General features: G+C 39.1%; 23 protein-coding genes. 14 read left to right on the top strand and 9 right to left on the bottom strand.

The window, feature by feature from the left end; translation table 11 throughout:
- Nucleotides 1-253: 253 nt before the first annotated feature.
- Together PARC_RS14260 and PARC_RS14255 are read right to left on the bottom strand one after the other, a co-directional pair.
- Nucleotides 254-1,027, bottom strand: a complete 774-nt coding sequence (locus PARC_RS14260) for a substrate-binding periplasmic protein (protein ID WP_010554623.1) — start codon at nt 1,025-1,027, stop codon at nt 254-256.
- Between the two features lie 92 nt (nt 1,028-1,119).
- On the bottom strand, nt 1,120-2,133 hold the full coding sequence (locus PARC_RS14255; protein WP_010554622.1) for an AraC family transcriptional regulator: 1,014 nt from the start codon (nt 2,131-2,133) through the stop codon (nt 1,120-1,122).
- 97 nt (nt 2,134-2,230) lie between these two features.
- On the opposite strand from PARC_RS14255, the gene PARC_RS14250 reads away from it, so the two are divergent.
- Nucleotides 2,231-2,677 carry an SRPBCC family protein gene (locus PARC_RS14250; protein WP_010554621.1) on the top strand — a complete coding sequence of 149 codons (447 nt, stop codon included), beginning with the start codon at nt 2,231-2,233 and terminating at the stop codon, nt 2,675-2,677.
- Entirely contained in the window at nt 2,674-3,495 is an 822-nt protein-coding gene (locus tag PARC_RS14245; protein WP_010554620.1) for a sterol desaturase family protein, read from the top strand. Before PARC_RS14250 ends, PARC_RS14245 begins: the two co-directional genes overlap by 4 nt.
- 1 nt (nt 3,496) lies before the next feature.
- Here PARC_RS14245 and PARC_RS14240 read toward each other — a convergent pair whose 3' ends face one another.
- Complete coding sequence (locus tag PARC_RS14240; RefSeq protein WP_010554619.1) at nt 3,497-3,877, bottom strand: hypothetical protein; 381 nt, start codon at nt 3,875-3,877, stop codon at nt 3,497-3,499.
- On the bottom strand, nt 3,874-4,179 hold the full coding sequence (locus PARC_RS14235; protein WP_024605802.1) for a hypothetical protein: 306 nt from the start codon (nt 4,177-4,179) through the stop codon (nt 3,874-3,876). Before PARC_RS14235 ends, PARC_RS14240 begins: the two co-directional genes overlap by 4 nt.
- Before the next feature lie 273 nt (nt 4,180-4,452).
- Between PARC_RS14235 and PARC_RS14230 the strand changes: the two genes are divergently transcribed.
- Nucleotides 4,453-4,872 carry a VOC family protein gene (locus PARC_RS14230; protein WP_010554617.1) on the top strand — a complete coding sequence of 140 codons (420 nt, stop codon included), beginning with the start codon at nt 4,453-4,455 and terminating at the stop codon, nt 4,870-4,872.
- Between the two features lie 194 nt (nt 4,873-5,066).
- Nucleotides 5,067-5,885 carry a hypothetical protein gene (locus PARC_RS14225; protein ID WP_010554616.1) on the top strand — a complete coding sequence of 273 codons (819 nt, stop codon included), beginning with the start codon at nt 5,067-5,069 and terminating at the stop codon, nt 5,883-5,885.
- Between the two features lie 22 nt (nt 5,886-5,907).
- Here PARC_RS14225 and PARC_RS14220 read toward each other — a convergent pair whose 3' ends face one another.
- Nucleotides 5,908-6,792 carry an AraC family transcriptional regulator gene (locus PARC_RS14220; protein ID WP_033012921.1) on the bottom strand — a complete coding sequence of 295 codons (885 nt, stop codon included), beginning with the start codon at nt 6,790-6,792 and terminating at the stop codon, nt 5,908-5,910.
- A 184-nt stretch (nt 6,793-6,976) separates the two neighbouring features.
- Here PARC_RS14220 and PARC_RS14215 point away from each other — a divergent pair, with 184 nt between their 5' ends.
- Together PARC_RS14215 and PARC_RS14210 are read left to right on the top strand one after the other, a co-directional pair.
- The gene (locus PARC_RS14215) at nt 6,977-8,122 is read left to right on the top strand and encodes an iron-containing alcohol dehydrogenase (protein WP_007587207.1); all 1,146 of its coding nucleotides are present in this window, start codon (nt 6,977-6,979) and stop codon (nt 8,120-8,122) included.
- Nucleotides 8,123-8,339: 217 nt separating this feature from the next.
- Complete coding sequence (locus PARC_RS14210) at nt 8,340-8,786, top strand: DoxX family protein (RefSeq protein WP_010554614.1); 447 nt, start codon at nt 8,340-8,342, stop codon at nt 8,784-8,786.
- Between the two features lie 61 nt (nt 8,787-8,847).
- On the opposite strand, the gene PARC_RS14205 is transcribed toward PARC_RS14210, so the two are convergent.
- Entirely contained in the window at nt 8,848-11,934 is a 3,087-nt protein-coding gene (locus PARC_RS14205) for a beta-galactosidase (protein ID WP_010554613.1), read from the bottom strand.
- A 112-nt stretch (nt 11,935-12,046) separates the two neighbouring features.
- On the opposite strand from PARC_RS14205, the gene PARC_RS14200 reads away from it, so the two are divergent.
- A complete protein-coding gene (locus PARC_RS14200) occupies nt 12,047-12,874 on the top strand; it encodes an AraC family transcriptional regulator (RefSeq protein WP_010554612.1) in 828 nt (275 codons plus the stop codon).
- On the opposite strand, the gene PARC_RS14195 is transcribed toward PARC_RS14200, so the two are convergent.
- Nucleotides 12,871-13,809 (bottom strand): permease, encoded by a 939-nt coding sequence (locus PARC_RS14195; RefSeq protein ID WP_010554611.1) that lies wholly within the window; start codon nt 13,807-13,809, stop codon nt 12,871-12,873. The two genes, PARC_RS14200 and PARC_RS14195, sit on opposite strands and share 4 nt — an antisense overlap.
- Nucleotides 13,810-14,017: 208 nt before the next feature.
- Between PARC_RS14195 and PARC_RS14190 the strand changes: the two genes are divergently transcribed.
- Nucleotides 14,018-14,314 carry an ArsR/SmtB family transcription factor gene (locus PARC_RS14190; protein ID WP_010554610.1) on the top strand — a complete coding sequence of 99 codons (297 nt, stop codon included), beginning with the start codon at nt 14,018-14,020 and terminating at the stop codon, nt 14,312-14,314.
- Here the strand turns inward: PARC_RS14190 and PARC_RS14185 are convergent.
- Nucleotides 14,311-14,697, bottom strand: coding sequence for a MerR family transcriptional regulator (locus PARC_RS14185; RefSeq protein WP_010554609.1), 387 nt, complete (start codon nt 14,695-14,697; stop codon nt 14,311-14,313). The two genes, PARC_RS14190 and PARC_RS14185, sit on opposite strands and share 4 nt — an antisense overlap.
- A 97-nt stretch (nt 14,698-14,794) precedes the next feature.
- On the opposite strand from PARC_RS14185, the gene PARC_RS14180 reads away from it, so the two are divergent.
- From PARC_RS14180 to PARC_RS14165, 4 genes are all read left to right on the top strand, one after another.
- On the top strand, nt 14,795-15,115 hold the full coding sequence (locus PARC_RS14180; protein WP_007378232.1) for a hypothetical protein: 321 nt from the start codon (nt 14,795-14,797) through the stop codon (nt 15,113-15,115).
- 155 nt (nt 15,116-15,270) lie between these two features.
- Nucleotides 15,271-16,524, top strand: coding sequence for a TolC family protein (locus tag PARC_RS14175; RefSeq protein WP_010554608.1), 1,254 nt, complete (start codon nt 15,271-15,273; stop codon nt 16,522-16,524).
- Nucleotides 16,521-17,768, top strand: coding sequence for an efflux RND transporter periplasmic adaptor subunit (locus tag PARC_RS14170; protein WP_010554607.1), 1,248 nt, complete (start codon nt 16,521-16,523; stop codon nt 17,766-17,768). The genes PARC_RS14175 and PARC_RS14170 overlap by 4 nt, the downstream gene beginning before the upstream one ends.
- Before the next feature lie 8 nt (nt 17,769-17,776).
- On the top strand, nt 17,777-20,923 hold the full coding sequence (locus PARC_RS14165; protein ID WP_010554606.1) for an efflux RND transporter permease subunit: 3,147 nt from the start codon (nt 17,777-17,779) through the stop codon (nt 20,921-20,923).
- 86 nt (nt 20,924-21,009) lie between these two features.
- Here the strand turns inward: PARC_RS14165 and PARC_RS14160 are convergent, their stop codons facing one another.
- A complete protein-coding gene (locus PARC_RS14160) occupies nt 21,010-22,245 on the bottom strand; it encodes a TMEM143 family protein (RefSeq protein WP_010554605.1) in 1,236 nt (411 codons plus the stop codon).
- 195 nt (nt 22,246-22,440) lie between these two features.
- On the opposite strand from PARC_RS14160, the gene PARC_RS14155 reads away from it, so the two are divergent.
- Nucleotides 22,441-23,025 (top strand): YqaA family protein, encoded by a 585-nt coding sequence (locus PARC_RS14155; protein ID WP_010554604.1) that lies wholly within the window; start codon nt 22,441-22,443, stop codon nt 23,023-23,025.
- Between the two features lie 97 nt (nt 23,026-23,122).
- Nucleotides 23,123-24,028, top strand: coding sequence for a GGDEF domain-containing protein (locus PARC_RS14150; protein WP_010554603.1), 906 nt, complete (start codon nt 23,123-23,125; stop codon nt 24,026-24,028).
- Nucleotides 24,029-24,110: the final 82 nt, after the last annotated feature.

Raw genomic sequence — 24,110 nt, 5'->3', positions numbered from 1 at the left:
AAATATTTTTTAAATGATTTTTTGTTATACCAATTTGGTTTGGGTGTTTTTTAACGGCTTTTATGGAAGTGTTTGCGGTATGTACTTTTTATGTGCTTAGCTATTTACTTAGTGATGTTTAACGTAGATTTTGACGCTAAGGTGTAGTCTATTTTGGAGGGGAGGAGATTTTTAATTTTGTAGTTTGCTTTGCCGCGTTTAGCAAATAACTAAATAACCACTGCCAATAACTAATGTCGGGCTTTAACTATGGTTAGTGCTGCAAGTTAGTCGTGTTTGGTAATAAAAGTTTCCACTTGTTTAAAATGGCATGATATTCACCATTTTCTTTAATGTTACTTAATGCGTCAGAGAGTGCTTTAGCTGTTTTAGGATTAAGTTGATTACTTGCTGCAAAATTAAGTGAGGAGGGAAGATCGCTTAAATGAATTCGTTTTGTTATTAGGCTAGGATCGAGTCCTAGGCTTTTTAGCTCGTTATTAAGTGTAAGTGTATTAGTTACTACAAAGTCGATCCGGTTTTTATAAAGCATTTGCCAAAGTTGATTATAGTAACTGACCAGTATTAAATTGTTATTTTCGGTAAAGCCTTTTTGTTTTAAGTAGGCTTCGCTCAGGTAGCCACGAATGGTTGCTACTTTATACTCTTTAGCAAAATTTAAGTGAACAACTTCATCTACATGGCTTTTTAAGCTAATTAAATAAGCATCTGCAAAATACACTTCGCCTAACCATGTATATTTATTAATCCGCTCTGGGGTTTTTAACAAAGACAACATTATGGCGTTGGTATTTGTTTTATGCTCTTTAAAAACGCGGGCCATAGGCATTATTTCAAAATTAGCGGTTAAGTTTGTTTGCTTCACAACTGCTTTGGCAATGTCGACTAAAGCGCCGCTTACTTCACCTTGCTGATTTTTAAAGTGATAAGGAGGAAGGTCTTCAGCTATAAAAGTAACCGAATCGGCGTTACACAGGGGGCTATATAAAATAAATACAAAAGCACTTAATAAAACACGCAAAAACATAAAAAATCTTTTAAAGCAATAATACACCTAGTGTAGAGAGTATTAACTAAAACATATATATATTATGTTTATATAACGTAAATAATTTGCATTTACTTGGCTGTGCTTGCTGTTTTGTATTTTATAAATTGTAATGGCGAGCATTTATGCCAGCGTAAAAAAGCTCGATTAAAAGAGCTTTGATCTTTAAATCCTAAAATATTAGATAAATCAGCAAGTGGCATGCTGGCTATTAATGTATCTGCACGTTTTTTTCGTTCTTTTTCAAGTAGCTGAGCAAAGGTTAAGTTTTGTTGTTTTAAGCGTCGTTGTAGCGTTCGGGGTGTTAAATTAAGCGCATCAGCTATGCCTATTAGGTTGCAGTTTTGCAAGGTAGTTTTAGCTGTAAGTAACTGATTAACTTTATCGTCAATACACTGCTGGCTTTTAAAGTTAGAGAGTTGCTGCTCTGACAATTGCTTAAAAGTAGAATTAATAATGGCGTTATCGGTTTTAAAGGGCAGCGTCAAATAATCGCTCGGAAAGCTAATTTGATTATATTCAGCACTGCTTTTTACAGGGCATTTAAACCATGATTCAAGGGCGCGCCTTTGCGATGGCAACCAATTATAAGTGAAACTAATACTACTTGGCGAAAGCGTTAAATTTATTAACTGGCGAATTACACTTACCCACGCGGTCATGTTTCGTAAAACAACATGCTCATTACAACTTTGGTGAGCAATCCAACGAATAGTTGCTGTATCAGTATTTAGTTCAAACTTGGCTTTACCAATATCAGCCACCAAGCTGTCGTAGCTTAACAATGCTTTAATGGCACTGCTTAAGTTATCGCTTGATTCAATTAAGTAACCTAAAACGCCGTAGTCAGCAGTGCGAATTTGCTGACCTAGGGTAAAACCAAAAAGAGGATCGTTAAGTGTTTTCTTGCCATAAACTAATAAAGCATTGTAACTATTTAAACTAATACGCGGCGCTAATTGATGGGTACGCTGATTACTAAATTCGTCAAAGCTAATAGCGTGCAAAGCCGTTTTAGTACTAATGCCTTGCGCTTGTAAGTAATCAAGAATACTTGAAAAGTAATGATCAGCTAATGTGTGCATTTGTCATCTAAAGCTAAAAAATAGTCATGTATTAGCAAGTTTGCCACGTTAAATTTTTATATGCTAGTTGAATGCCTAATAACCTCTTGCTGTAAAAATGATACTTATAACAATTAAACAAACGCTTAATGCACAGCCAAAGCAAATAATAAGCACACTATTGGATCATCAACAGTTGCATCGATTTTTTAATGCCAAATTTACGCTGCTACAAGCACAAAACGAAGGGCAAATAGAAGGCGGAAAAGGATCTGTTAGGCAAGTGAAAATAGGTAAAATAACGTTTTCAGAGCAAATAATCAGTGCCGATCAAAATCAGATCAGTTACCAAATAGTAGGCGATAAACCAGTAGCTAATCATCGAGGCGATATATACCTCACTGCAAATAAAGACATCAATACTTTAGTTACCGAACTTAACTATTGCATAAGCTGCTCAGCTCCATGGTGGATGCCAAATGCATTACTTAAATATGTTATTACAAAAGATATAACCCAAGCGTTAAACAATTTAAATAATTATTTTTTGGCGGGTAAAGTATGAACTCAGAAATTATTTTGCTCGCTCTTAGCCCAATATTTTTGATATTTGTTTGCTGTGAGTTTATTAAGTTTAAGCGCTATTACGACATAAAAGATAGCCTAGCAAATACAGTGTTAGCGCTATTACACCAAGGCGCAGATGCTATTGCGTTACTGCTGTTAATGCCTTTATTAAATTGGTTGTATGACTATAGATTGTTTGATATTGAAGTGAGTGTATTAAGTATTGCATTTGCATTTTTACTGCAAGATTTTTTATATTATTGGTTTCATAAAGCATCGCATCATATTCATTGGTTGTGGGCTGCACATGTGGTGCACCATAGCTCAACTAAAATGAATTTCACCACCGCATTTAGGCAAAGCTTAATGTACCCCGTAGCCGGTATGTGGGTGTTTTGGCTACCTATGATTTTAATTGGATTTGAACCGCTAACAGTATTTAGCGTGGTTGCATTAAATTTGGCGTATCAATTTTTTGTACATACTCAAATAGTAGGTAAGTTAGGCTGGTTTGAAAAAGTATTTAATACGCCTTCGCATCACCGAGTTCATCACGCAATAAATGCAGGTTACCTTGATAAAAACTTTGCAGGTGTACTTATTATTTGGGATAAGTTATTTGGCACCTTTGTAGAAGAAGATAAATCAAAGCCTTGTAAATACGGCATTATAGGGCAGCTTAATAGCAATAACCCAGTCGTTATTACGTTTCATCAGTGGGAGCACTTATTGAAAAGTGTTTATAAGGCATCGGGAATAAAAGCTAAATGTAGAGTGCTATTTGGCTACCCTACAAGTAGCATTAAACGTAAGTAAGTTATTGTGGTTTTTTACTTCTTGGGGCACCTAATAAAATGCAAGTATGGCAAATGCAGACAGATAAAAATGCACTAATACCCAATGCACCGCCATAGCCGTCAAGTTTTGGTACAAGAAATTCAAATAAGATTGAAAATAAAATAGATGAGCTTGCTACAGTATAAATACCAAATCGATGTGGGGCGCTCATACCTATAAATGTACCGCCAAAAAATACAATTGCGTATAAATCGGGGTTCAAATTTAAAGCGCTAAAAATTAAATAAGCAATAATAGAAAGTGAAGACGACGCTCTAACCCCGTCAAAGCGACTATGCTTAGCTAAATAAAATGTTAAAAAAGCCCCAAGCAGTACAAGTAATGGATATTCAATACTCATAATACTATTCCTCTGGCTAATACAAAAAGTGCCACACTTGCAAAGGCAACACTACCAAGCTTGCCACCAAAACCTGTAAACATATTCATAGTAAGCACATACAAACTTGAGCCAATAAGCGAAATAATAGCAATTTCCCAGTAACTGGTAATTAAATGAGTTGAACACATACCTGCGAAGCTACCAGCATAAATTGCAGCATACGGATGGTTTTTATAATGTGCAGGAAAAGGAATAAACGAGCCAATAAGCCCCGTTAGCGCAGCAGAAATCACTAAAGGTAATGCAAAAGTAGTGTGCATAGCAAAGCAAGCTACAAAGCCTAAAAAGAAAGTGATGAATTTTAAAAATAAGAATTTAATCATAGCGGCGCATTTTAAACTAATCCTTTTGCGCTTTCTAATACTCTCTAACAAATAAATGTTATAAGTAATTACAAACTTTAAAAGCGTGTTTTTTAAACGGCTTTTAGGTATTAAATATGCTTAATAGTGCCGCTGTTAATGTTCTATAAATCACAAGTTATGTATAATGGCGATAATTTAATGTATTAAAGTGTTAACCAAGGGTTATTTATGTCTAACTGTTTACATCTGGCTATTCCGGCTGGCGATTTAAAAGTGGCTAAAGCGTTTTATTGTGACGTATTAGGCTGTAAAACGGGTAACAGTGAAGAAGGTCGCTGGGTAGATATAGATTTTTGGGGTAATGAACTTACCTTGCACCAAAGTGTTGAGCGCCTACCAACAGTTCGCCATGATGTAGATATGGGAGCTGTGGCAGTACCTCACTTTGGGATTCACTTATCTGAAGATGAATTTAACGGGTTAAAAACACGTATTGAAGATGCGGGTATTGAATACCTAGATAAACCATATCGCCGATTTATTGGTGATGAGTTTGAGCAAGAAACGTTTTTTATTGAAGATCCAAATGGCAATGTGCTTGAAATGAAAACCATGGTAAATCCAGAGGTTTTATTTAAAAAAGTATAAATGCTGTTGTTTAAGTTAAGCTAAAAAAACCACTTTAATAAGTGGTTTTTTTATAACTATTAATCAGTGTTTTGATAAATTAGTTAATATTTACAGGTAAAAAAAATTACGCTACATACATGATTTTTATTCACTCTACAATGTAGGTATAGACACGTAGACTTAATTTCAATTCTCATACTTTATTGTTATTTATGCTGCTTAAACTCATAATTGCACCTTTGCTTATTTTACTAATAACATTCGCCCAAAAACGCTTTGGTAGTTTTGTTAGCGGCATAATTCCTGGCTTGCCTATTACCTCTGGGCCTATTTCTTATTTTATAGCATTAGAGCAAGGTAAATTATTTGCAGCTAACTCAGCGGTGGCCTCTCTTTATGGTATGAGCGGTATAGGCTTATTTTGTTTTAGTTACTTGGTTGTATCACGAAGATTTGGAATGCTTAAATCGCTTTTTACAGCGTTGAGTATTTGGTGCGTATTTAGCGTTATTACTTTATTTTTACCAGTGAATATTATTGTGGCGAGTGTGGTTTCACTTTGTATTTTACTCGGTTTAACTATTATCTCTACAAAGCTAAATATATCAGTTGATGCAAAACCATTAAATGCTCGCTGGGAGCTTCCGGTAAAAATGATATTAGTGACGAGCTTTATCGTGCTTGTTACGTTTATATCGCAGCATATAGGGTCTGCATGGAGCGGGTTAATATCTACCTTTCCGGTTATTTTGGCGGTAATGGGCAGTGTTGCCCATTTTAGTGACAAACAAGCCTCAACGTTTAAAATTCTTAATGGCGGTATTATTGGTTCATTAGGTGGATGTGTATTTTTTGCGGTGATTGCGTTTATGTTAAAACATAACTTTATGATTTGGCAGGTGTACGCAACAGCTGCCATTTTCTCAACGTTATTTACTATTATTTTTAGCCAATTTATTAATCGCCAATTTACCAAGCAAGCTATGCTAAACACCAAAAAAGCAGTGCTTAAGATTGACTCGCTCGGTTAACTTACATATCTAAAGCCATTACCTAGTTATGTAGTTGAATTAACATTTCACTGGGGGTTTTATTAAAGTGGCGTTTAAATTCGCGGCTAAATTGCGATGGGCTGGTATAGCCAACCTTTAATGCAGCTTCGTTGGCTTTGCTTCCACTACTGGTTATAAGCTCTTTAGCTTTAGCTAAGCGTACTTTTTTTAAATACTGCAAAGGTGACTCAAATGTTACTTGCCTAAAAGCACGATGGAACGACGATACGCTCATGTTTACATCTTCAGCCAACCCCTCAACTGTAATTTGATTGGCATAACTACTGTGCATAGTTGAGAGCGTACAGGCGATACGCGCATAATGCCCATCATGCATAGCAAGCCCTATTAAAGTATGTCCTTGTGGACCACAAAGTACACGATATACCAATTCTTTTACTATATCTTCGCCAAAAACGTCAGCCTCAATGGGGTTATTAAGCACGCTAAGTAAACGGTGGGTTACTTGCTCCATTGCGCCATCTATTTTAGCCGATTGAACGCCACTCATTTGCCCAGTGGTGAATGGCTTATGTGTACCAATTTGGTTTACTAATTTATGTAACATTACCGGGTTTATATCTATAACAATACCCATAACAGGCTGGTTGTTATCGGTAAAAGCTTCGCATTCAAGTGGCACTGGTACACCTAAAACAAGGTAGTCGCCTTCACCATATTTTATTTGATGATCAGGGAAATGAATTATCTTATGTCCTTGCCCAACAATAATAATACCTGAGTTATATATAAGTGGCTGGCGCGGCGAGCTTTTACTTGCACGATGAAAATACACACCTGGAATAATGGTTTCCATGTTGCCTTCAAAGTTAAGTAAATTATTGTGCTCTGCAAATTTTTGCATCATGTTGGCTATTGAGGACATTAAAACTTCTACTATCGTACGAATTTTGCGTAAAATATCAATCTTGACAGTTTTAGGCAAGCTTTTGCGAGTTATTGGGCTTTTTTTATGTTTATTTTGCCACTAATATGCACTCGTTGAAGTTTAGCTTAGTTAGTAACTAAGCATTATATTTAGTATTTAACCGTCACCTAGGAGCAAAATAATGAAATTTAGCTACGTAAACCCAACACTTATCCAGTTCGGCCAAGAACAAATTGCCTCACTAACTGATTTGATCGCAAAGGATCAAAAAGTACTTGTAGTGTACGGCGGCGGTTCAATTAAAAAGAACGGCGTGTACGACCAAGTTGCAGCAGCACTTGAAGGCTTTGACTGGGTTGAATTTTCGGGTGTAGGCGCTAACCCAACTATAGAAGTACTAGACCAAGCAGTAAAAATTTGTAAAGAACAAGGCATCGACTTTGTACTAGGTGTAGGCGGCGGTTCAGTAATCGACGGCGTTAAATACATTGCAGCATCTGCAGTTTATGATGGAGAAGGTTGGGATATTCCTACTGGTAAGCACACTATTACTAGCGCATTACCAATTGGTGCAATATTAACATTGCCTGCAACGGGTTCAGAGTCTAACCAAAACTCAGTTGTGAGCAAAGAAGCAACAAAGCAAAAACTACCGTTTGCATCACCAGAAGTACTTCCTAAATTTGCGATTATGGACCCTGATGTAATGAAAACATTACCACAGCGCCAACTTGTAAATGGTTTAGTAGACGCGTGGGTTCATACCTGTGAGCAGTACCTAACATTCCCTGAAACAGCATTGGTTCAAGAAGGTTACGCAGAGGCACTTTTAAGAACGCTTAAAACACTGGGCGATAACTTTGAAAACCAAGACGATGCATGGCGTGCAAACCTTATGTGGGCAGCTAACCAAGCACTTAATGGTTTAATTGGTTCTGGTGTATCGCAAGATTGGGCAACACACATGATTGGCCACGAGCTTACAGCTGCTTACGGCGTTGATCATGCTCGTTCACTTGCTATTGTTCAGCCTTCTTTACTACGCAACCAATTTGCAGTTAAAAAAGCAAAACTAGAGCAAATGGGTAAAAACGTATTTGGTCTTGAGCAATCTGACGATTTAGCTGAGAAAACAATTTTAGCAATCGAAGCGTTTTACCACAGCCTTGACGTAGCGACCCAGCTTACTGAACATGGCGATGATAAAGCCGCTGCTATTGACAATATTATTGGCAAACTTGAAGCACACGGCATGCTAGCACTTGGTGAAAACCAAGCTATTACGCTTAAAGAAAGCCGCGAAATTTTAGAGCAAGCAGTTGCTTAATTTTCAAAGCTAAGCGCTTACTTAAATATACTAAGTTTTAGCGTTAATAAAAAACCGTCAACCTTTAGGTGGGCGGTTTTTTTATGGTTTATTATAAATACTGCGTTGCTAATTAACCAATAAAGTCTGTATTAATGTTTTTTAATGATGATAGTAAACTGTGCTCAACGGTTAGGAAAAATCTAACGATTAAATAAATTAAAACAGGACTAAACTCATGAAATTACTAAACACATTACTTAGCTCAAAAGCAGGCGTAGCAGCATTAATTTTACGAGTACCAGTTGGCCTTATTTTAGCGGCGCATGGTGCACAAAAACTATTTGCTTGGTTTGGCGATTACGGGCTTGAAGGTACAGGCCAATGGATGGCGAGTATTGGTTTAGAGCCTGGCTATTGGTTAGCAATGATGGCAGGTAGCGCTGAGTTTTTTGGTGGCATTGCATTAGCAATTGGTTTGTTAACTCGCCCAGCTGCTGTAGTTGCCGGCTTTACTATGCTGATTGCTATTTTTAGCGTACATATTAGTAATGGCTTATTTATGGCAAACAATGGCTATGAATACGCATTAACGTTACTTGTAGTAACTACAGTTTTAGCAATTCAAGGAGCGGGAAGCTTTTCGCTTGATAACGTATTAGCTAAAAAACTAGCTAATAAATAGAGTTTATTAATTGAAGAATAGCGGCCAATTTGGCCGCTATTTTTGTAGGTTAACTACTAAATTATTTAGCTGAAAAAGTTAAAGAATAGCTGTACTGCTTTTGCTCAAGTAAATACTCTTTATGAGTACTTGGGCTCCATGAATCATCGCCACCTACACCCATATGTTGATGATCAATGTGTACATGTACGCAATCATCAGCAATGAGTTCGTTAGTGTGTTTTGCTTGCGTTAGCGTACTTTGCGAATACTCGCTGGCTGCAAACAAAAACGCACCAGTTACAGTTAAGTTATTAATACTCAGCAATTGGCAATCGCTACGCAGGCCATTATCAGTTGGGAATATATACGGTGTATGTAACTCATTTAAGCTCAAGCTGTAATAACCTAAACGTGCTGCGGCTTTGCGATCTGGGTAGTTTTCAAAAGGCCCTAAACCTAGCCAGTTTATTTTTGTATCGCTTTGCTTGCTAACTGTTGTACTTAGCCCTATACGCGGCATTGGCGGCAGAGTGTCGTTTAAGTGCACGTCAATATTTAAGCTAATATTGCCGGTATCATTTAGTGTATATAGCCACTGTGTTTGAGCCTGTAGCACGCCATTAAACTCGTAATTAAATACACAAGTAATACGTACATCAACGCTTGATTGCACTGCGTGAATTGAGCTGCATGTGCGCTGCCATTGCCCTATACCTGCACGCAACCAACGAGCCTCCCATGCATTGGGGTCTAGATTGTCTACTTCGCTTACACCAATGTCGTTATCAAGTGGGGCACGATAAAAGTTATCAACCAGTGGGCTACTAATAACCGGAGTATCGTTTTGTAACCACTGTTCTATAAGCCCTGATTGCTTGCTAAAAACAAGTTTAAATTTATCGTTTTCAATACTTAGTTGAGAGTCGGTTTCGCTAACACTTATAGCGTTTTGCTCAGATGATGATACAAATAACTTACTGCTTAAATTGTTACTATTTATAAGCTTAAACTGCTCTGAATCCATAACGTGATTAGCGTTTGCAAAGTGTGAGTCGTTAACTAATGCTACATCTAAATTAAGGTAATATTGCGCACCTTGCTCAAACGCTGTTTTAGTTTTAATAGTTAACGTGTGCGTACTTTGCGGAGCAATATTAAGTACATGCTCGCCTTGCTCAACACAGATGCCATTTTGCATTAGTTGCCAAACCAGTTTTTCGTTATCGGTGTGTCTAAATACGTAATCGCTAAATACATCAATGGTATATTGGTTTTGATTTAGCTCACGCAATGTAAATTGTAAATGTTGCTGGCTGTACTTAGCCTCAAACAGGCTAGGGTGCGGCGTGCGGTCTGGGAACAATAACCCGTTTATACAAAATTGACGGTCATTTAGTTCATCACCAAAGTCGCCGCCGTAAGCCCAATAATGCTTGCCGTTTTCGTCTGTTTTAGATAAACCTTGGTCTACCCAATCCCAAATAAAGCCGCCTTGTAGGCGTGGGTATTCTCTAAATGCTTGCCAGTAATCGTCAAAGCTACCTAGGCTGTTACCCATTGCATGGGCGTATTCACATAAAATAAGCGGGCGAGTTTCACCTGGTAGGCTTAGCCACTTTTTAATAGAGTATTTAGGTACCGCATCGTCTTTAATATCGGTATCTACACGGGCGTACATTGGGCAAATAATGTCGGTAGCCGTTGTGTTTGCGCCGCCGCCTTCGTATTGCACTGGGCGAGAGGGGTCAAAGCTTTTTGACCAGCCGTACATCGCATCATGATTTGCGCCGTGTCCGCATTCGTTTCCTAGTGACCAAATAATAATTGAGGCGTGGTTTTTATCGCGCTCAACCATTTGTGTATAACGCGACATAAATGCACCAGCCCACTGCGGATCGCTAGCTAAACGCCCCATAGGAAACATGCCGTGGGTTTCTATGTTGGCTTCATCTACTACGTATAAACCTAGTTCGTCACATAACTCGTAAAAGCGTGGATGGTTAGGGTAGTGAGCAGTACGCACGGCGTTAAAGTTATTTTGCTTCATCAGCTTAATATCTTCAATCATATCGGCGGTAGTAACTGTATGGCCGTTTTCTGGGTGGTGTTCGTGGCGGTTAACACCGCGAATAAGTAGCGGTTTGCCGTTTAAGCAAAGCTGCCCGTTAAGCATTTCTACTTTTCTAAAGCCAATGTTATAAGCTTCAACGTCGATGGTATTGCCTTGATCATCAAGCAGACTTACAACGCAGCGGTATAAGTACGGGGTTTCGGCGGTCCATTTTTTAGGGCTTTGTATATCAATTGTTTGAAATACAACATCGCTCCAGCCACCTTTTTCATCAACACGTTTATTGTTAGTATTTTGAATCTGCGGCTCACATAATGCCTGTTCGCCATCAAAAACTTGCACTGCTATTTGATAGTTATTTGGCGCATTAATCGCCGTTTTTATATGTAGCGTTGCATCGCGATAGCAAGCGTCTAAATCGGGGGTTATAAACACATCACGTATTTGGTTTTGTGGTTTTGTAAGTAAGTTAACATCGCGAAAAATACCGCTTAGCCACCACATGTCCTGATCTTCTAAATAACTGCCATCGCTCCAACGAATAACCATAACGGCAATACGGTTAGTGCCTGCAACTAACAGTTCGCTTAAATCAAACTCGCTCGGTAAACGGCTATCTTGTGAATAACCCACCCACTGTCCGTTACACCACAGGTGAAACGCCGAGTTAACGCCTTCAAAAATAATATGATTACGCTGAGTTAGCTGACTTTCGCTTATATTAAATTCAGTGCGGTAACAGCCTGTAGGGTTATCGCTTGGTACAAAAGGCGGGTTAACTGCAAATGGGTACTTAACATTACAGTAAATAGGTTTATCAAAGCCGTGTAATTGCCAGTTAGAAGGCACTGTAATACTTTGCCAGTTGCTGTTTAGTGTTTCACTTAGCAATGACTCATCAACCGCTTCGGGTTTATCAAATAATTTAAAGTCCCATTGCCCATTTAAACACTGTTTTTGTGGCTGTGTATTGGTGCGAGCATGTTCAACGCTTTTAAAACCATTGAGTGGGCTGTGCGCTTTTACTTGATTAACTTGTACTGAAATTGGGTTTTCCCAATCGCGGCGATTAATTATGTGTTGTAGTGAGTTCATTAGTGTCCTATTGCATGTATGGCAATTATAGTGGCTTAAATATAGCTAAAATAATGCGTTGAGGTTATGCTTAAAGCTCTCTTTTATTTATCCAAAACTATCATTTTAAATTATGCGTAACACTATTGTAGATGTACTCGATATTGGCCCAGAGTGTACAGAACGGTTTATTGATTTAACCACGCTTTCGCAAATGGCAAACCTTGAAATAGAGCTGGCAGGTTGCTCTAATTTATTGGGTGACTATTGTGTTGCACGTACTAACTCGCTTGAACACACTCTTTTTTATACTTTGGGTGGTCAGGGCACGCTTAAAACCGTAAATAACGAATATGCACTGGCTGAAAATAGCTTAGCTATATTGCCTGCACGGCAAAGTTTTGAAGTTAAAATAGCAAGCGAGAAGTGGGATGTAATTTGGCTGAATCTTGCAAACACTAAACGCTGGCAACATTTAAATTTAGCGCAGGCTAAGGTATTAACTAATCAGCAATTAGCGCCATTACATTTAGCTATGGAGCTTTTATATAGCGAAAGTAACGCTACTTTGCGCGAAGGAGTTATGCCTATTTTAAGTCATTATTTAAACATTACGTTGCAAAGCGAGCCGCAAATAGGCGGGCACAACAGATTAACCAGCTTGTTTTTAGAGGTAGAAGAGCGCTTACAGTTTGATTGGACTATAGAGGTCATGTGCGAGCACGTGCATTACTCAGCACCGCATTTACATAGGTTATGCCAAGCGCAATTTGGTAAAAGCCCAATGCAGCAGCTTATTTATTTACGTATTAAACGGGCCAAAAACTTGCTTTTAAATACCCGCTGGCCTGTTGCCCATATTGCCGCTTATGTGGGGTATCCTAATATATTTAATTTTTCAAAACGGTTTAAAAAATCAGTGGGCGTGTCACCCACTGAGTTTAGAAAAATGAGTGTTTAAAAAATAGCTTTGTATAAAAAGCCTGCACCAATAGCCATAGTAATAATGACAAACAAAAAAGCTGCTATCATTTGGTTTTTAAAAATAGATTTAAGCAAAATAACTTCTGTTAAGCTTGCGCCCGCGCTGCCAATTATTAATGCCATTACCGAGCCAAGCGCCATGCCTTTTTTAACCAATGCGGCACTTAGCGGAATAACGGCTTCGGCTCTAATATAAAGTGGAATACCAATAATGGCTGCAATAGGAATGGCGTACCACATACCATCGCCCGCATATTTAGCAATTAGCTCGGTAGGAATAAAGCCATAAATAAACGAGCCTATTGCTACCCCTAGCATTAAGTACGGGAACACCTGTTTAAAATCTTTAAAGGTGGCGCGCCACACTTTAATCCAGCGGTTTGGCTGTGTTTTTTTAGGCTCTAATGCCTTAGGTTCGCTACAGCTCGACTCTGCGCAGCTACTAACGGCCTTAATGCTGTAAGCTTCTGGCTTTACGTACCTTTCAAAGCCTAGTTTTTCAAGGGTATAACCCGCTATAACCGATACCACCAGAGCCACTAAAAAGTAAAATAAAGCGACTTGCCAGCCAAAGGTAATCACAAATAACCCAATGATGACAGGGTTGAGTAGTGGGCTGCCAAATAAAAACACCATCATTGGGCCAAAGCCCGCTCTAGCTCTCAGTAATCCCTTTAAAAATGGAATAGTTGAGCACGAACAAAATGGCGTTATGGCACCTAATAAAGCGGCGACAACGTAACCCTTACCATTTTTTGAACTTAAAATTGATTGGATTTTTTCAGGCGTTATAAATAGCTGTAAAACACCTACTAAATAACTAATAACAATAAATAAAATAGTTAATTCTGTGGCTAAAAAGACAAACATGCCTAACGCCTCTTTTGCCATTGCTAGCATTTCATTACTCATTACACACTCCAAAGTACAGATTGATAACTTAATCCATTAAATTATATTTCGAATTTAATGGAATTATATTCTTCATAATAAAAACGTCAATACTTTATTTCTAGAAATGCAGAAGTACTTTTAGTAAATGAAAGGTGTAGCTAATAAAGCTTTATTTAAAGCAGTAACTTGATATTATTTCCAATAACTTAGAAATTACGAGGTTGTAATGGAAATTACAGACGTTGCAAAAGCATTGAAAGAATTAGGTCATCCAACACGCTTAACGATATACAAACGTGTAGTTAAAGCAGGTCACTCTGGTATTAGCGTAGGAAGTATTCAAGAAGAACTAAATATGGCAGGCTCAACACTCTCGCATCATATATCGGGTTTAGTATCTGCAGGGCTAATTAGCCAGCGACGCGAAGGTCGAACACTATATTGCGTAGCGACGTATCAGCGCTTAGATGATGTACTCGCATTTTTGCAAAGCGAATGCTGTATTGATGAACAGAAAAGTTAGCTTTTTAGCTTTTTTATTATATTGCAATTATTAATGCTGTGCTCACTACAGCCATCAAGTAAGTTTGATAGTGAACGTTCGAGTTTTTTTAGCTCTTTTTGTGCGGCACGTACTTTTATTAACTGCTTTTCAATAATACCGTCAACTTCAATACATGACTCATCGCCTTGATTTTGTGCAGCAATTATCACTTTAATATCATCAATCGGTATTTGTAAGTCTCGACAACGGCGAATAAACACAAGTCGTTCAACATCATCTTGAAGGTAAATTCTGTAACCATTATTTGCGCGCTGCGCTGGTGGTGTAAGACCAATTTGCTCGTAATAACGAATTGTTTTTTCGTTTAAATTTACTAATTGCGAAAGTTGTTTAATTTGCATATTGACCTTCCAGTGACTAGAAGGTTTATTATGCTGTTTGTTCCCTTTATGTTCAAGTAACTTGAGGAACTCCTTTTTTGAATTTTGTAGGTAGGTAATGCGCTCAAACCGTTTTTTAATAGTGATATTATTAGTGCTTGTACACAGCTTTATTAGCTGTGATGGCGCTGCGTATCATTTGCAAGAAGACGTTGATCACGTAACCAGTTCGTTATCGCAAGGCGACTCCACAGCCGATGATAACCAAAGCGATAAAACATCAACTACCGAAATTCATGCCCACCAACATTGCCATTGTGGCTACAACAGTACCTCTAGCCATTCAATAAGCCCAGAGCAAAGTAAAGCAACTTCGCCTGCTTGCTATAACGGGTTAAATTACCCGCCAGATGTACCGCCACCCAATTCACTTAGTTAGTTTTTAATTTAATTTTAAATACTTTGTAAAAAGCTGCCTGCGCTTGTGCGCTATTAGGCTAGTTATTTACATATTTAGGTTGCTTGATCGCGCTTGTTTTTAAAATAGGCGTAGTGATTAAGTTAACTCTGTTTGTTAAAAAACGGACACGCTATATGAATAAAAAACCAATTATGCTGGTGGCGCTAATGTGCGCGCTATCTGCTTTTAGTACTTTGGCGAATGTTAAAACATTAACCCTTAAGCAGGCACTGAGTAATACCGAACAACAAAACCCGGTATTAAAACGCTACCCTTATCATCAAAAAATATTGAGTGCGCTTAAATCTCAAGCTGCTCTTTCGCCTAATCCTGTATTGAATGTTGAAGCTGAAAACTTACTGGGTACAAACAAGGCGCGTGGCATTCAAGGCGCTGAAATAACGCTTGGGCTTAGCCAATTAATAGAGCTGGGCGATAAGCGCCAAAGCCGTATTAATTACGCAACCGCCAATATAAAAGCCCAAGCAATACAGTATCAAAATACCCGTTTAGCGTTATTGGCAACCACTGCTGAGCGATACTACCAAGGGCTTAAATTTCAAACATTATTAAGTTTAAACAACGAGCGTAAACAGGTCGTAACCCAAGCACTTAAAGCGATTGAACAAAGAGCTAATGCGGGTGCTGCGTCGCAAGCCGATGTAACGCGCATGCGTTATGCACTTAGCCAAGTAGAGCTTGATAAAGCCATGCTTAATAGTGAATTTGAGCGAGCCAGTTTATCGCTTAACGAGCTGTGGAGTGAGGAGCAACCCTACGATACTTTTGCTGGCAATATTAATGCAATTACTGCGCTTAAATCAGCGCAAGCACTTTTAGATGCGGTTAACCAAGCCCCTGAATTTGCATTATTACAGCAGCAATATTTACAGCAAACAGCTAACTTAACACTGCAAAAAGCAAACGGACAAACCGATATTAATGTAGGGGGAGGCGTGCGCTATAACCAACAAAGCGACTCCAGCTCATTAGTGTTTTCGTTTTCTATGCCACTGCAATTAAGTAATTCAAATAGCGGAAATATTGCAGCTGCAAATAGTCAGCTCATGCTTTTAAATGAGCAGCAAGGGCAATTGCGCATCCAACTACGCCAGCAAGTACGTACTTTGTACGCTTATTATCAAGGTCGAGCTAATCAGGCGAAGCTATTATCTGATCAAATTATTCCTCAGGCACAAACATTGATCGAGCAAAGCTTAAAAAGTTATCAACGCGGACAAATTTCGGTGTTGCAATTGCTTGATGCTCAACAAGCACTTTTTGATTCTAAACGCACACTTATTACAACTCACGCAGAGCTGTACCAAGTGCTACTTACTCTTGAGCGTTTAACAGGCCAATCTTTAATTGAGACTCATCAATCATGAATAAAAATATAATCGCATTACTAGTATCACTTTCGTTTGCCAGCAGCTTTGTAAGCACAGATGTATTTGCCTCTGCTGAGCATGGCGAGTCAGGTCATAAAGAAACAGAACAACACGAGCAAAAGCAAGGTCCACACGGCGGCTTTTTATTAACTGACCATAAATTAACACTTGAGCTTAAATTGCAAGAATTTGCAGGTAATGTTGAGCTACGTGTATACGGCTATAAACAAAATAAGCCAATTAATATAAACGACTTAAACATAACAATGAGTTTAAAACGTTTAGTTGAAGGGTCGCAAAATATACAGTTTACAGCTGAGGGCGACTACCTTGTGAGTACGCAATCAATTAACGAACCGCATTCGTTTGCACTTGCCGTTACTGCTAATTATAAAGGCGAGAGCATTAGCTATGAGTACGATCAACACGAAGGGCAAACCACGCTAACAGAGCGAGCTATTGAGCGCGCAGGTATTAAAACCGAGATAGCGCAAAGTGGTGAAGTGGATATTACCGATACGCTTTTTGGCGTTATTGCACCAACGCAGCACGGCACGGTAGAAGTAATGGCGCCGTATACAGGATTGATCAGCGATATTTTTGTAAGCATTGGTCAAAACGTTAAAAAAGGCGAAGTACTTGCCAGCGTAACCAACCGTGAAACACTGCAAAATTACCCCATTAAAAGTCCAATTAGCGGTGTTGTAACCGAGCAATACTTAAAGCGTGGCGAGCTTGCAAGCACCAGCGCACTGATGCAGGTAGTTAACCTTGATAAAGTATGGGTTGAGTTATCGGCTTTTCCTGAAAACATTGAAAAACTAGCCATTGGTCAAAGCGCTAAAGTGTACGACCTACATCACCATTTAAATACGCAAGGCAAAGTGTTTTTTATAGCTCCAATGATGACTGGCGGGCACATAGCGCGTGCCCGTATAGAGCTTAATAACCCAGACGGGCATTGGCGCCCAGGCATGCATATAAATAGCGATGTAAGTGTGGCTAAAATAAATGCCAGCGTGCGTGTAAAGCCACAAGCAATTCAAGAATTTAACGGTCAACCCAGTGTGTTTGTTCGTAAAAATAATGTATTTGAAGTGCGCCCCGTTACCTTAGGTGCAAAAAATAGCGAGTGGGTAGAAGTACTTACAGGCTTAAACGCAGGTAGCGAATACGTAACAGACAATAGTTATGTCATTAAAGCTGATATTTTAAAAAGCGGCGCAAGCCACGCTCACTAGGAGGCACCATGATTAATTGGATAGTTTCTTTTGCGGTTAAACGCCGCATGCTGGTGCTTGCGCTTACATTTTTATTTGCTGGATTTGGTGTATACAACATTCAAAATTTAGCGGTAGACGCAGTACCCGATATAACCAACGTACAAGTGCAAATTAATACCAAAGCGCAGGGCTTTACGCCATTAGAGGTAGAGCAACGCATTACCTACTTAGTAGAAACCGCCATGGCGGGCATACCTAAGCTTGATTACACCCGTTCGCTTTCGCGTTATGGGCTTTCGCAAGTAACGGTTATTTTTAATGAAGGCACCGATATTTATTGGGCGCGTCAGCAAATTGGTGAGCGTATTCAAAGTATTCGCTCCGACTTACCTAATAACGTAGAGCCAAACTTGGGTCCTATTGCCAGTGGTTTAGGCGAAATATTTACTTATAGTGTGCACGCCGCGCCTAATGCGTTAAAAGAAGATGGCACTGCTTACAACGCCGAAGACTTACGCACTTTGCAAGATTGGGTTATTCGTCCGCAGCTTTTAAAAGTAAAAGGCGTTACCGAAATAAACAGCCAAGGTGGTTTTGAGCGCCAATACCAAGTAGCGCCAATGCCCGAAAAACTCATTGCCTATAAGCTTACTATTAGCGATGTAATTAGTGCACTTGAGGTTAATAACAGTAACCGAGGCGCAGGTTATATTGAGCGCTTTGACGGGCAATATTTAGTACGCTCGCCTGGGCAGCTTAAAACGCTAGAAGACATAGCCAATACCGTTATAGCTAAGCGCGACGATGCACCTGTACGCATTAAAGATGTGGCTAACGTGCTTTTAGGCAAAGAGCTTAGAACCGGCGCGGCCACTTATAACGGCGAAGAAACCGTGCTCGGCACCGCCATGATGCTAATTGGCGAAAACAGCCGCGTAGTGGCAAAAGCTATGGCTGATAAGTTAATTGATGTGCAAAAAAGCTTACCCGCTGGCGTTATTGTTGAGGCAGTTTACGACCGTACTACTCTTGTTGATAAAACCATAGCAACCGTGCAAACCAACTTATTTGAAGGTGCCATTTTAGTGATAGTAATTTTGCTATTACTGCTGGGTAATGTAACGGGCGCGCTTATTACGGCAATGGTTATTCCGTTGAGTATGTTGTTTGCCGTTACAGGTATGGTAGGTAATCGCGTATCGGGTAACCTAATGAGCCTAGGCGCAATCGACTTTGGTTTAATTGTTGATGGCGCTGTAATTGTTGTTGAAAACTGCCTGCGCCAACTCGGTGTAGCTCAGCATAAACATGGCAGGCTACTTACTTTAAACGAGCGTTTAAATGTAGTGACCGCAGCCACCAAAGAAGTATTTACACCGGCTGTGTTTGGCATTGTTATTATTATGCTGGTTTACTTACCTTTATTTGCACTAAGCGGCGTTGAAGGCAAAATGTTTCAGCCAATGGCATTTACTGTAGTTGCGGCGTTAATTGGCGCGCTTATATTTGGCGTTACCTTTGTACCTGCTGCTATTGCAGTGTTTGTTCGCGGTAAGGTTGATGAAACCGAAAATGCAGTCATGCGCGGCGTTAAAAAAGTGTATAAGCCATTACTTGGTATATCGCTTAAATTACCGTGGTTGATGGTGGGTATTGCCACGGCATTAGTATTGGTGCTTGGTTTTAAAGTTAAAAACATGGGCGCAGAATTTTTACCGAAACTTGATGAAGGCGATATTGCCATGCACGCGCTGCGCATTACTGGCACCGGTATTGAGCAATCTGTGCAAATGCAAAAAGAGCTTGAGCAAGCCATATTAGATCAGCCTGAAGTTGCTAACGTATTTTCAAAAATTGGTACTGCCGATGTAGCAAGCGATCCTATGCCGCCCAATGTTGCCGATACTTTTTTAATACTCAAACCGCAAGATGAGTGGCCTAATCCAGCACTCACTAAAGCAGAGTTGGTTCAACAAATTCGTACCCGTGTTAACGATGTCCCTGGTAATAATTACGAATTTACACAACCAATAGAAATGCGCTTTAACGAGTTAATTGCTGGCGTGCGCGCCGATGTGGCACTGCGTATTTATGGTGACGACTTAAGCGTACTTAAAGAGTTTGGCGAAAAAGCCACAGGGCTAATGCGTAATATTGCAGGCGCTACCGATGTACGTTTGGAGCAAATGGAAGGATTGCCAACACTCTCGGTAACACCAATGCGCGACCATATGGCGTTATTGGGTTTAAGCGTAAACGATATTCAACAAACACTTGCCGCCGCTGTTGGTGGTGTGCAAACCGGACTAATTTACGAAGGCGATAAACGTTTTTCGTTATTAGTGCGCCTTGATAAACGTTGGTCTAGCGATGTATCAGCACTTGCTCGTTTGCCAGTTGCTTTACCTAAAGATAGTAACCCAGAACTTGCATTTGTACCGCTTGGCGAAGTAGCAACAATCAGCATTGAAAAAGGGCCTAATCAAATAAACCGCGAAAGTGGTAAGCGCAATGTAGTAGTAACTGCCAATGTAGAGGGGCGCGATTTAGCAAGCTTTGTAAGTGATGCGCAAGCGAGCATGAATGAATCACTTAACTTACCAAGTGGCTATTGGCTTGAATACGGAGGCACGTTTGAGCAGCTACAATCGGCAAGTAAGCGATTATCATTAGTTGTGCCGGTCACTTTATTGCTTATATTTGGCTTACTGTATAGCGCCTTTGGATCGCTTCGCGATTCATTGATTATATTTAGTGGTGTGCCACTGGCATTAACGGGTGGTGTGCTTGCGTTATTGCTGCGCGATATGCCGCTTTCAATATCAGCAGGTGTTGGCTTTATTGCCCTAAGTGGTGTAGCGGTATTAAACGGCGTAGTTATGCTGTCGTTTATAAAGCAGTTACGAAGCGATGGTTTAAGTTTGTTTGATGCAATTCACAGTGGTGCACTACAGCGCCTGCGCCCAGTACTGATGACAGCGCTGGTGGCAAGTTTAGGCTTTATACCTATGGCGCTTAATTCGGGAACAGGTTCTGAAATGCAAAAACCTCTCGCGACAGTAGTGGTTGGCGGGATTATTTCATCAACTCTACTGACACTATTAATATTGCCCGCGCTTTATAAGTTAGTACATTCTAAATTTACTAAAAAAGCAGAAGCTGAATTAGCTTAAATATTAGCTATTGATAATGTAATAAAAAAAGCAGCTGTACTTACAGCTGCTTTTTTATTTGGGTATTATTTAGCAAAAATACTACATTAATTATATTGAAACAGATTATCCCAACGCTCATCTAATATCGTTTTTGCGTGTTCTAAATTTATTGCGCTATACACATCACTAGTGCACGTTACCAAACGCATACGTACCAGCTTTTCAAGTGCGTCGCTAATTTCAAAATCAAGATCGCACTGGTATTTGCTTTTAAACCAATGCTCTATTTGTTCATCAAGCGTTTGGGCGGTTAAGCCGCTTTCTGATTTTAGTAAAAAGGTATACGCAAGCAGCGCTTCTTTTATGTCTTCTTCTTCGGCAGCGTCAATAAGCGTGTGAAAAACACCCGCGTTATTATCAAGGTTTTTAAAGTAGAGGTTATCGCTAAGCGCTTTCATAAATTTAATTTTACGGTTTTTAAACTTACTCCATTCTTTAAAAATAAAGCTGCCAAATACTCCCATGCCAATAGCAAAGGTAATAAAATGTTGTTGGGTCATTTCTACAGCTTCACTTCTAAAACCACCCCAAAAAGCAAACAGAGCAAGCAATAATACGATTGATGCGCCAAGTTTAGTTATAAGTACCACTGCACCGCCAACTAAAGCCGATGAGCCAATAATTGCTTTATCAATAGGGCGCATGCGTACTTCGCTATTAGGAAATAGCATTTCGAGATCGGCCTTTGGCACATTTTGAAACAGCTTTACTATGGTTGAGCTTGGCTCAAATCCCATTGGCGTTTTATTTTTAGCTTCAAAATAAGCGCTATCTTTAAAGCGAATAAACACGGCAACACGGTCGTAATTAGTAAAGTGCAGCGGCTTTTTACGCAAGCCCCAAAAGCTGGTAATAGTTTCAGTGAGTTGCGACTCGCCACGGCGATAAAATACCACTTCTTCAAAGTCGTCAAATTCAACTTCAAGGCGCACCTTAAATAATGACTCTTCATTTAATGCATCTTGTAAGTCTTCATTGGTGATCACTTCAAAATTAGCGGCATTAAGCACCTTAGCAAAATCTTTAGCAAACTCATGTTGGCACTGCGCTTTTTGATCCGCCGATACTGGCGCTAACGATCGCGTGTCACTGTTGGGATCAAAAGGGGCGTAGTTGTTTTTAAGTGACTCAAGTGTTGAGTGGTAATCGTAATGAATAAGGCTTGCTAGTAAATCGCAAAATTGTTTAAACGATGTTTTTTGTGTACTGCTTTTAAGCTCTTCGCTACACATATCAACAATATCTTGCTTTCTAAAGGGAATAAAACGCGCACTTTGCATAAATTAATAACTACTGTGATAGGGAATCTAACTGCATGGGCACATAATAAAATATTCTTATGGATATTACTAATTTGTTAATGCAGTAGGACCTGATAAATTTAGTACACTGTTTTCAGCGTGTATTAACCTAAATGTGTAATTATTGGCTTATTGAATACTCTTGTTCTTATTTATAAGTGAAAAGGATTTACTATGGCCATTCAAAAAAAGCTAAAAGAAAAAACGCGTAATTTTATTGACTCTAAGCATATGCTTAGCGGTATTACAGTGGCGTCGTTTTTAGAGTCAACCATAGTTCCTATTCCACTTGAAGCAGTGCTTGTGCCTCTTATGCAGGCTCGTCGAGAAAAGCTATGGCTTATAGCATTAATGGCGACCTTGGGCTGCATAGTGGGCGCATTGTTTGGTTATGCGTTGGGTTATTATTTATTTGATGCGGTTGGCGATTGGATTATTAATACGTTTTCGAGCCCTGAGCAATTTGAAAACGTTAAACAGCAAATGCAAGATCAAGGTTTTTGGTTTGTAATAACACTAGGCATAGTGCCTATTCCGTTTCAAATAGCGATGCTTGCTGCAGGCGCGACTAAGTACTCTATTTGGCTATTTTTATTGGCCTCAGGTATTGCGCGTTCTATTCGTTACTTTGGTTTGGCTATTATTGTTTATTATGCAGGTAATGAAGCTGAGCGAATCATTAGTAAACACAAAACTAAGGCAATGGTTTTAATAACGTTACTTGTGTTAGGAGTTTGGGGATTAAGCTTGGTGATTTAAGCTCATTATTAAAGGTTATTAACCACCTTATTCTAATAAGCCTTTTTGGTAATGTGCTATAGTTTTTTAATATAGTATCGAAAAGCTTAGGGTTAATATGATTGAAACTGTAAAACTCACTATCAGGCTTTCTAATTTTTTTAAAATGAGCTGGAAAAATAAAACTGTAAGCCTATTTTTATTAGCTTATATTGTTATTTTTTCAGCCTACTCCCTAACTAACTTTCCTCCCTTACAAGTTCAAAATAATGTTTACGGTTTTACAACTGATTTTATTAATTTAATTGTTCTTATTTTTTTATTTTGGATGGTTCAGTGCTCCAAACTTTCAAAGCTTGCATATACATTTTCGACTCTCGGATTAATGCTCTGGTCCATGGGTAATACAGCTGATTTAATCGATGAGATAGTGATACAGCCTTACTGGGTAAGTATTTATTTTGAAGATTTATGCAGAACCAGCGGCATGCTTTTAACTTCCTATGGTTTATTTAAAACGATGCGCTTTATACAAAGTATTAATAATCGATTAGCGCGTGAGCTAATTATTGATGATTTAACCAAGGTACATAACAGACGTTATTTTTATCAGCACGCTAAAGATGCTCAGCACTCACCTTACGTTATTTTAATTGTAGATATAGACCACTTTAAAGCAATTAATGATGAATTTGGTCATGATGTTGGTGATGTAGTGCTTAAAGAACTAGCAACTAAATACGACAATGCTTTTACGCACCAAAACAAATTTGCTCGCCTCGGTGGTGAAGAATTTGGTGGATACTTGCCTACAAATAATATGACGCAAGCATGTGATTTTTCGCAGCAATTAATTGATCTTGCGCACACCATAAATGTTCAAAATTCTCGCCACTTAACAGTAAGTATAGGTGTTGCAATGCAAACGCCTAATGAGCCTTTAGATAAAGTAATGAAGCGCGCTGATCAAGCTTTATATTTAGCTAAGAAGAGTGGCCGAGATCGTTTTGAAATTGCCCCGTAAGCGTTTTTAATTATATAAAAACACGTCCTTATTGTTTGCACATTTACTACACTTTTTAACGTTTTCGTAAGGAAATGTCAGT

Source organism: Pseudoalteromonas arctica A 37-1-2 (genome assembly GCF_000238395.3).
Taxonomy (GTDB): Bacteria; Pseudomonadota; Gammaproteobacteria; order Enterobacterales; family Alteromonadaceae; genus Pseudoalteromonas; species Pseudoalteromonas arctica.
Note: the sequence above shows the minus strand (reverse complement) of the source record. Positions and strands in the feature narration are given on the sequence as shown.

Excerpts from the sequence above, each read along its gene's own strand:
- PARC_RS14260 (WP_010554623.1), bottom strand. The coding sequence starts at position 1,027 with ATGTTTTTGCGTGTTTTATTAAGTGCTTTTGTATTTATTTTATATAGC.
- PARC_RS14255 (WP_010554622.1), bottom strand. The coding sequence starts at position 2,133 with ATGCACACATTAGCTGATCATTACTTTTCAAGTATTCTTGATTACTTA.
- PARC_RS14250 (WP_010554621.1), top strand. The coding sequence starts at position 2,231 with ATGATACTTATAACAATTAAACAAACGCTTAATGCACAGCCAAAGCAA.
- PARC_RS14245 (WP_010554620.1), top strand. The coding sequence starts at position 2,674 with ATGAACTCAGAAATTATTTTGCTCGCTCTTAGCCCAATATTTTTGATA.
- PARC_RS14240 (WP_010554619.1), bottom strand. The coding sequence starts at position 3,877 with ATGAGTATTGAATATCCATTACTTGTACTGCTTGGGGCTTTTTTAACA.
- PARC_RS14235 (WP_024605802.1), bottom strand. The coding sequence starts at position 4,179 with ATGCACACTACTTTTGCATTACCTTTAGTGATTTCTGCTGCGCTAACG.
- PARC_RS14230 (WP_010554617.1), top strand. The coding sequence starts at position 4,453 with ATGTCTAACTGTTTACATCTGGCTATTCCGGCTGGCGATTTAAAAGTG.
- PARC_RS14225 (WP_010554616.1), top strand. The coding sequence starts at position 5,067 with ATGCTGCTTAAACTCATAATTGCACCTTTGCTTATTTTACTAATAACA.
- PARC_RS14220 (WP_033012921.1), bottom strand. The coding sequence starts at position 6,792 with ATGTCCTCAATAGCCAACATGATGCAAAAATTTGCAGAGCACAATAAT.
- PARC_RS14215 (WP_007587207.1), top strand. The coding sequence starts at position 6,977 with ATGAAATTTAGCTACGTAAACCCAACACTTATCCAGTTCGGCCAAGAA.
- PARC_RS14210 (WP_010554614.1), top strand. The coding sequence starts at position 8,340 with ATGAAATTACTAAACACATTACTTAGCTCAAAAGCAGGCGTAGCAGCA.
- PARC_RS14205 (WP_010554613.1), bottom strand. The coding sequence starts at position 11,934 with ATGAACTCACTACAACACATAATTAATCGCCGCGATTGGGAAAACCCA.
- PARC_RS14200 (WP_010554612.1), top strand. The coding sequence starts at position 12,047 with ATGCGTAACACTATTGTAGATGTACTCGATATTGGCCCAGAGTGTACA.
- PARC_RS14195 (WP_010554611.1), bottom strand. The coding sequence starts at position 13,809 with ATGAGTAATGAAATGCTAGCAATGGCAAAAGAGGCGTTAGGCATGTTT.
- PARC_RS14190 (WP_010554610.1), top strand. The coding sequence starts at position 14,018 with ATGGAAATTACAGACGTTGCAAAAGCATTGAAAGAATTAGGTCATCCA.
- PARC_RS14185 (WP_010554609.1), bottom strand. The coding sequence starts at position 14,697 with ATGCAAATTAAACAACTTTCGCAATTAGTAAATTTAAACGAAAAAACA.
- PARC_RS14180 (WP_007378232.1), top strand. The coding sequence starts at position 14,795 with ATGCGCTCAAACCGTTTTTTAATAGTGATATTATTAGTGCTTGTACAC.
- PARC_RS14175 (WP_010554608.1), top strand. The coding sequence starts at position 15,271 with ATGAATAAAAAACCAATTATGCTGGTGGCGCTAATGTGCGCGCTATCT.
- PARC_RS14170 (WP_010554607.1), top strand. The coding sequence starts at position 16,521 with ATGAATAAAAATATAATCGCATTACTAGTATCACTTTCGTTTGCCAGC.
- PARC_RS14165 (WP_010554606.1), top strand. The coding sequence starts at position 17,777 with ATGATTAATTGGATAGTTTCTTTTGCGGTTAAACGCCGCATGCTGGTG.
- PARC_RS14160 (WP_010554605.1), bottom strand. The coding sequence starts at position 22,245 with ATGCAAAGTGCGCGTTTTATTCCCTTTAGAAAGCAAGATATTGTTGAT.
- PARC_RS14155 (WP_010554604.1), top strand. The coding sequence starts at position 22,441 with ATGGCCATTCAAAAAAAGCTAAAAGAAAAAACGCGTAATTTTATTGAC.
- PARC_RS14150 (WP_010554603.1), top strand. The coding sequence starts at position 23,123 with ATGATTGAAACTGTAAAACTCACTATCAGGCTTTCTAATTTTTTTAAA.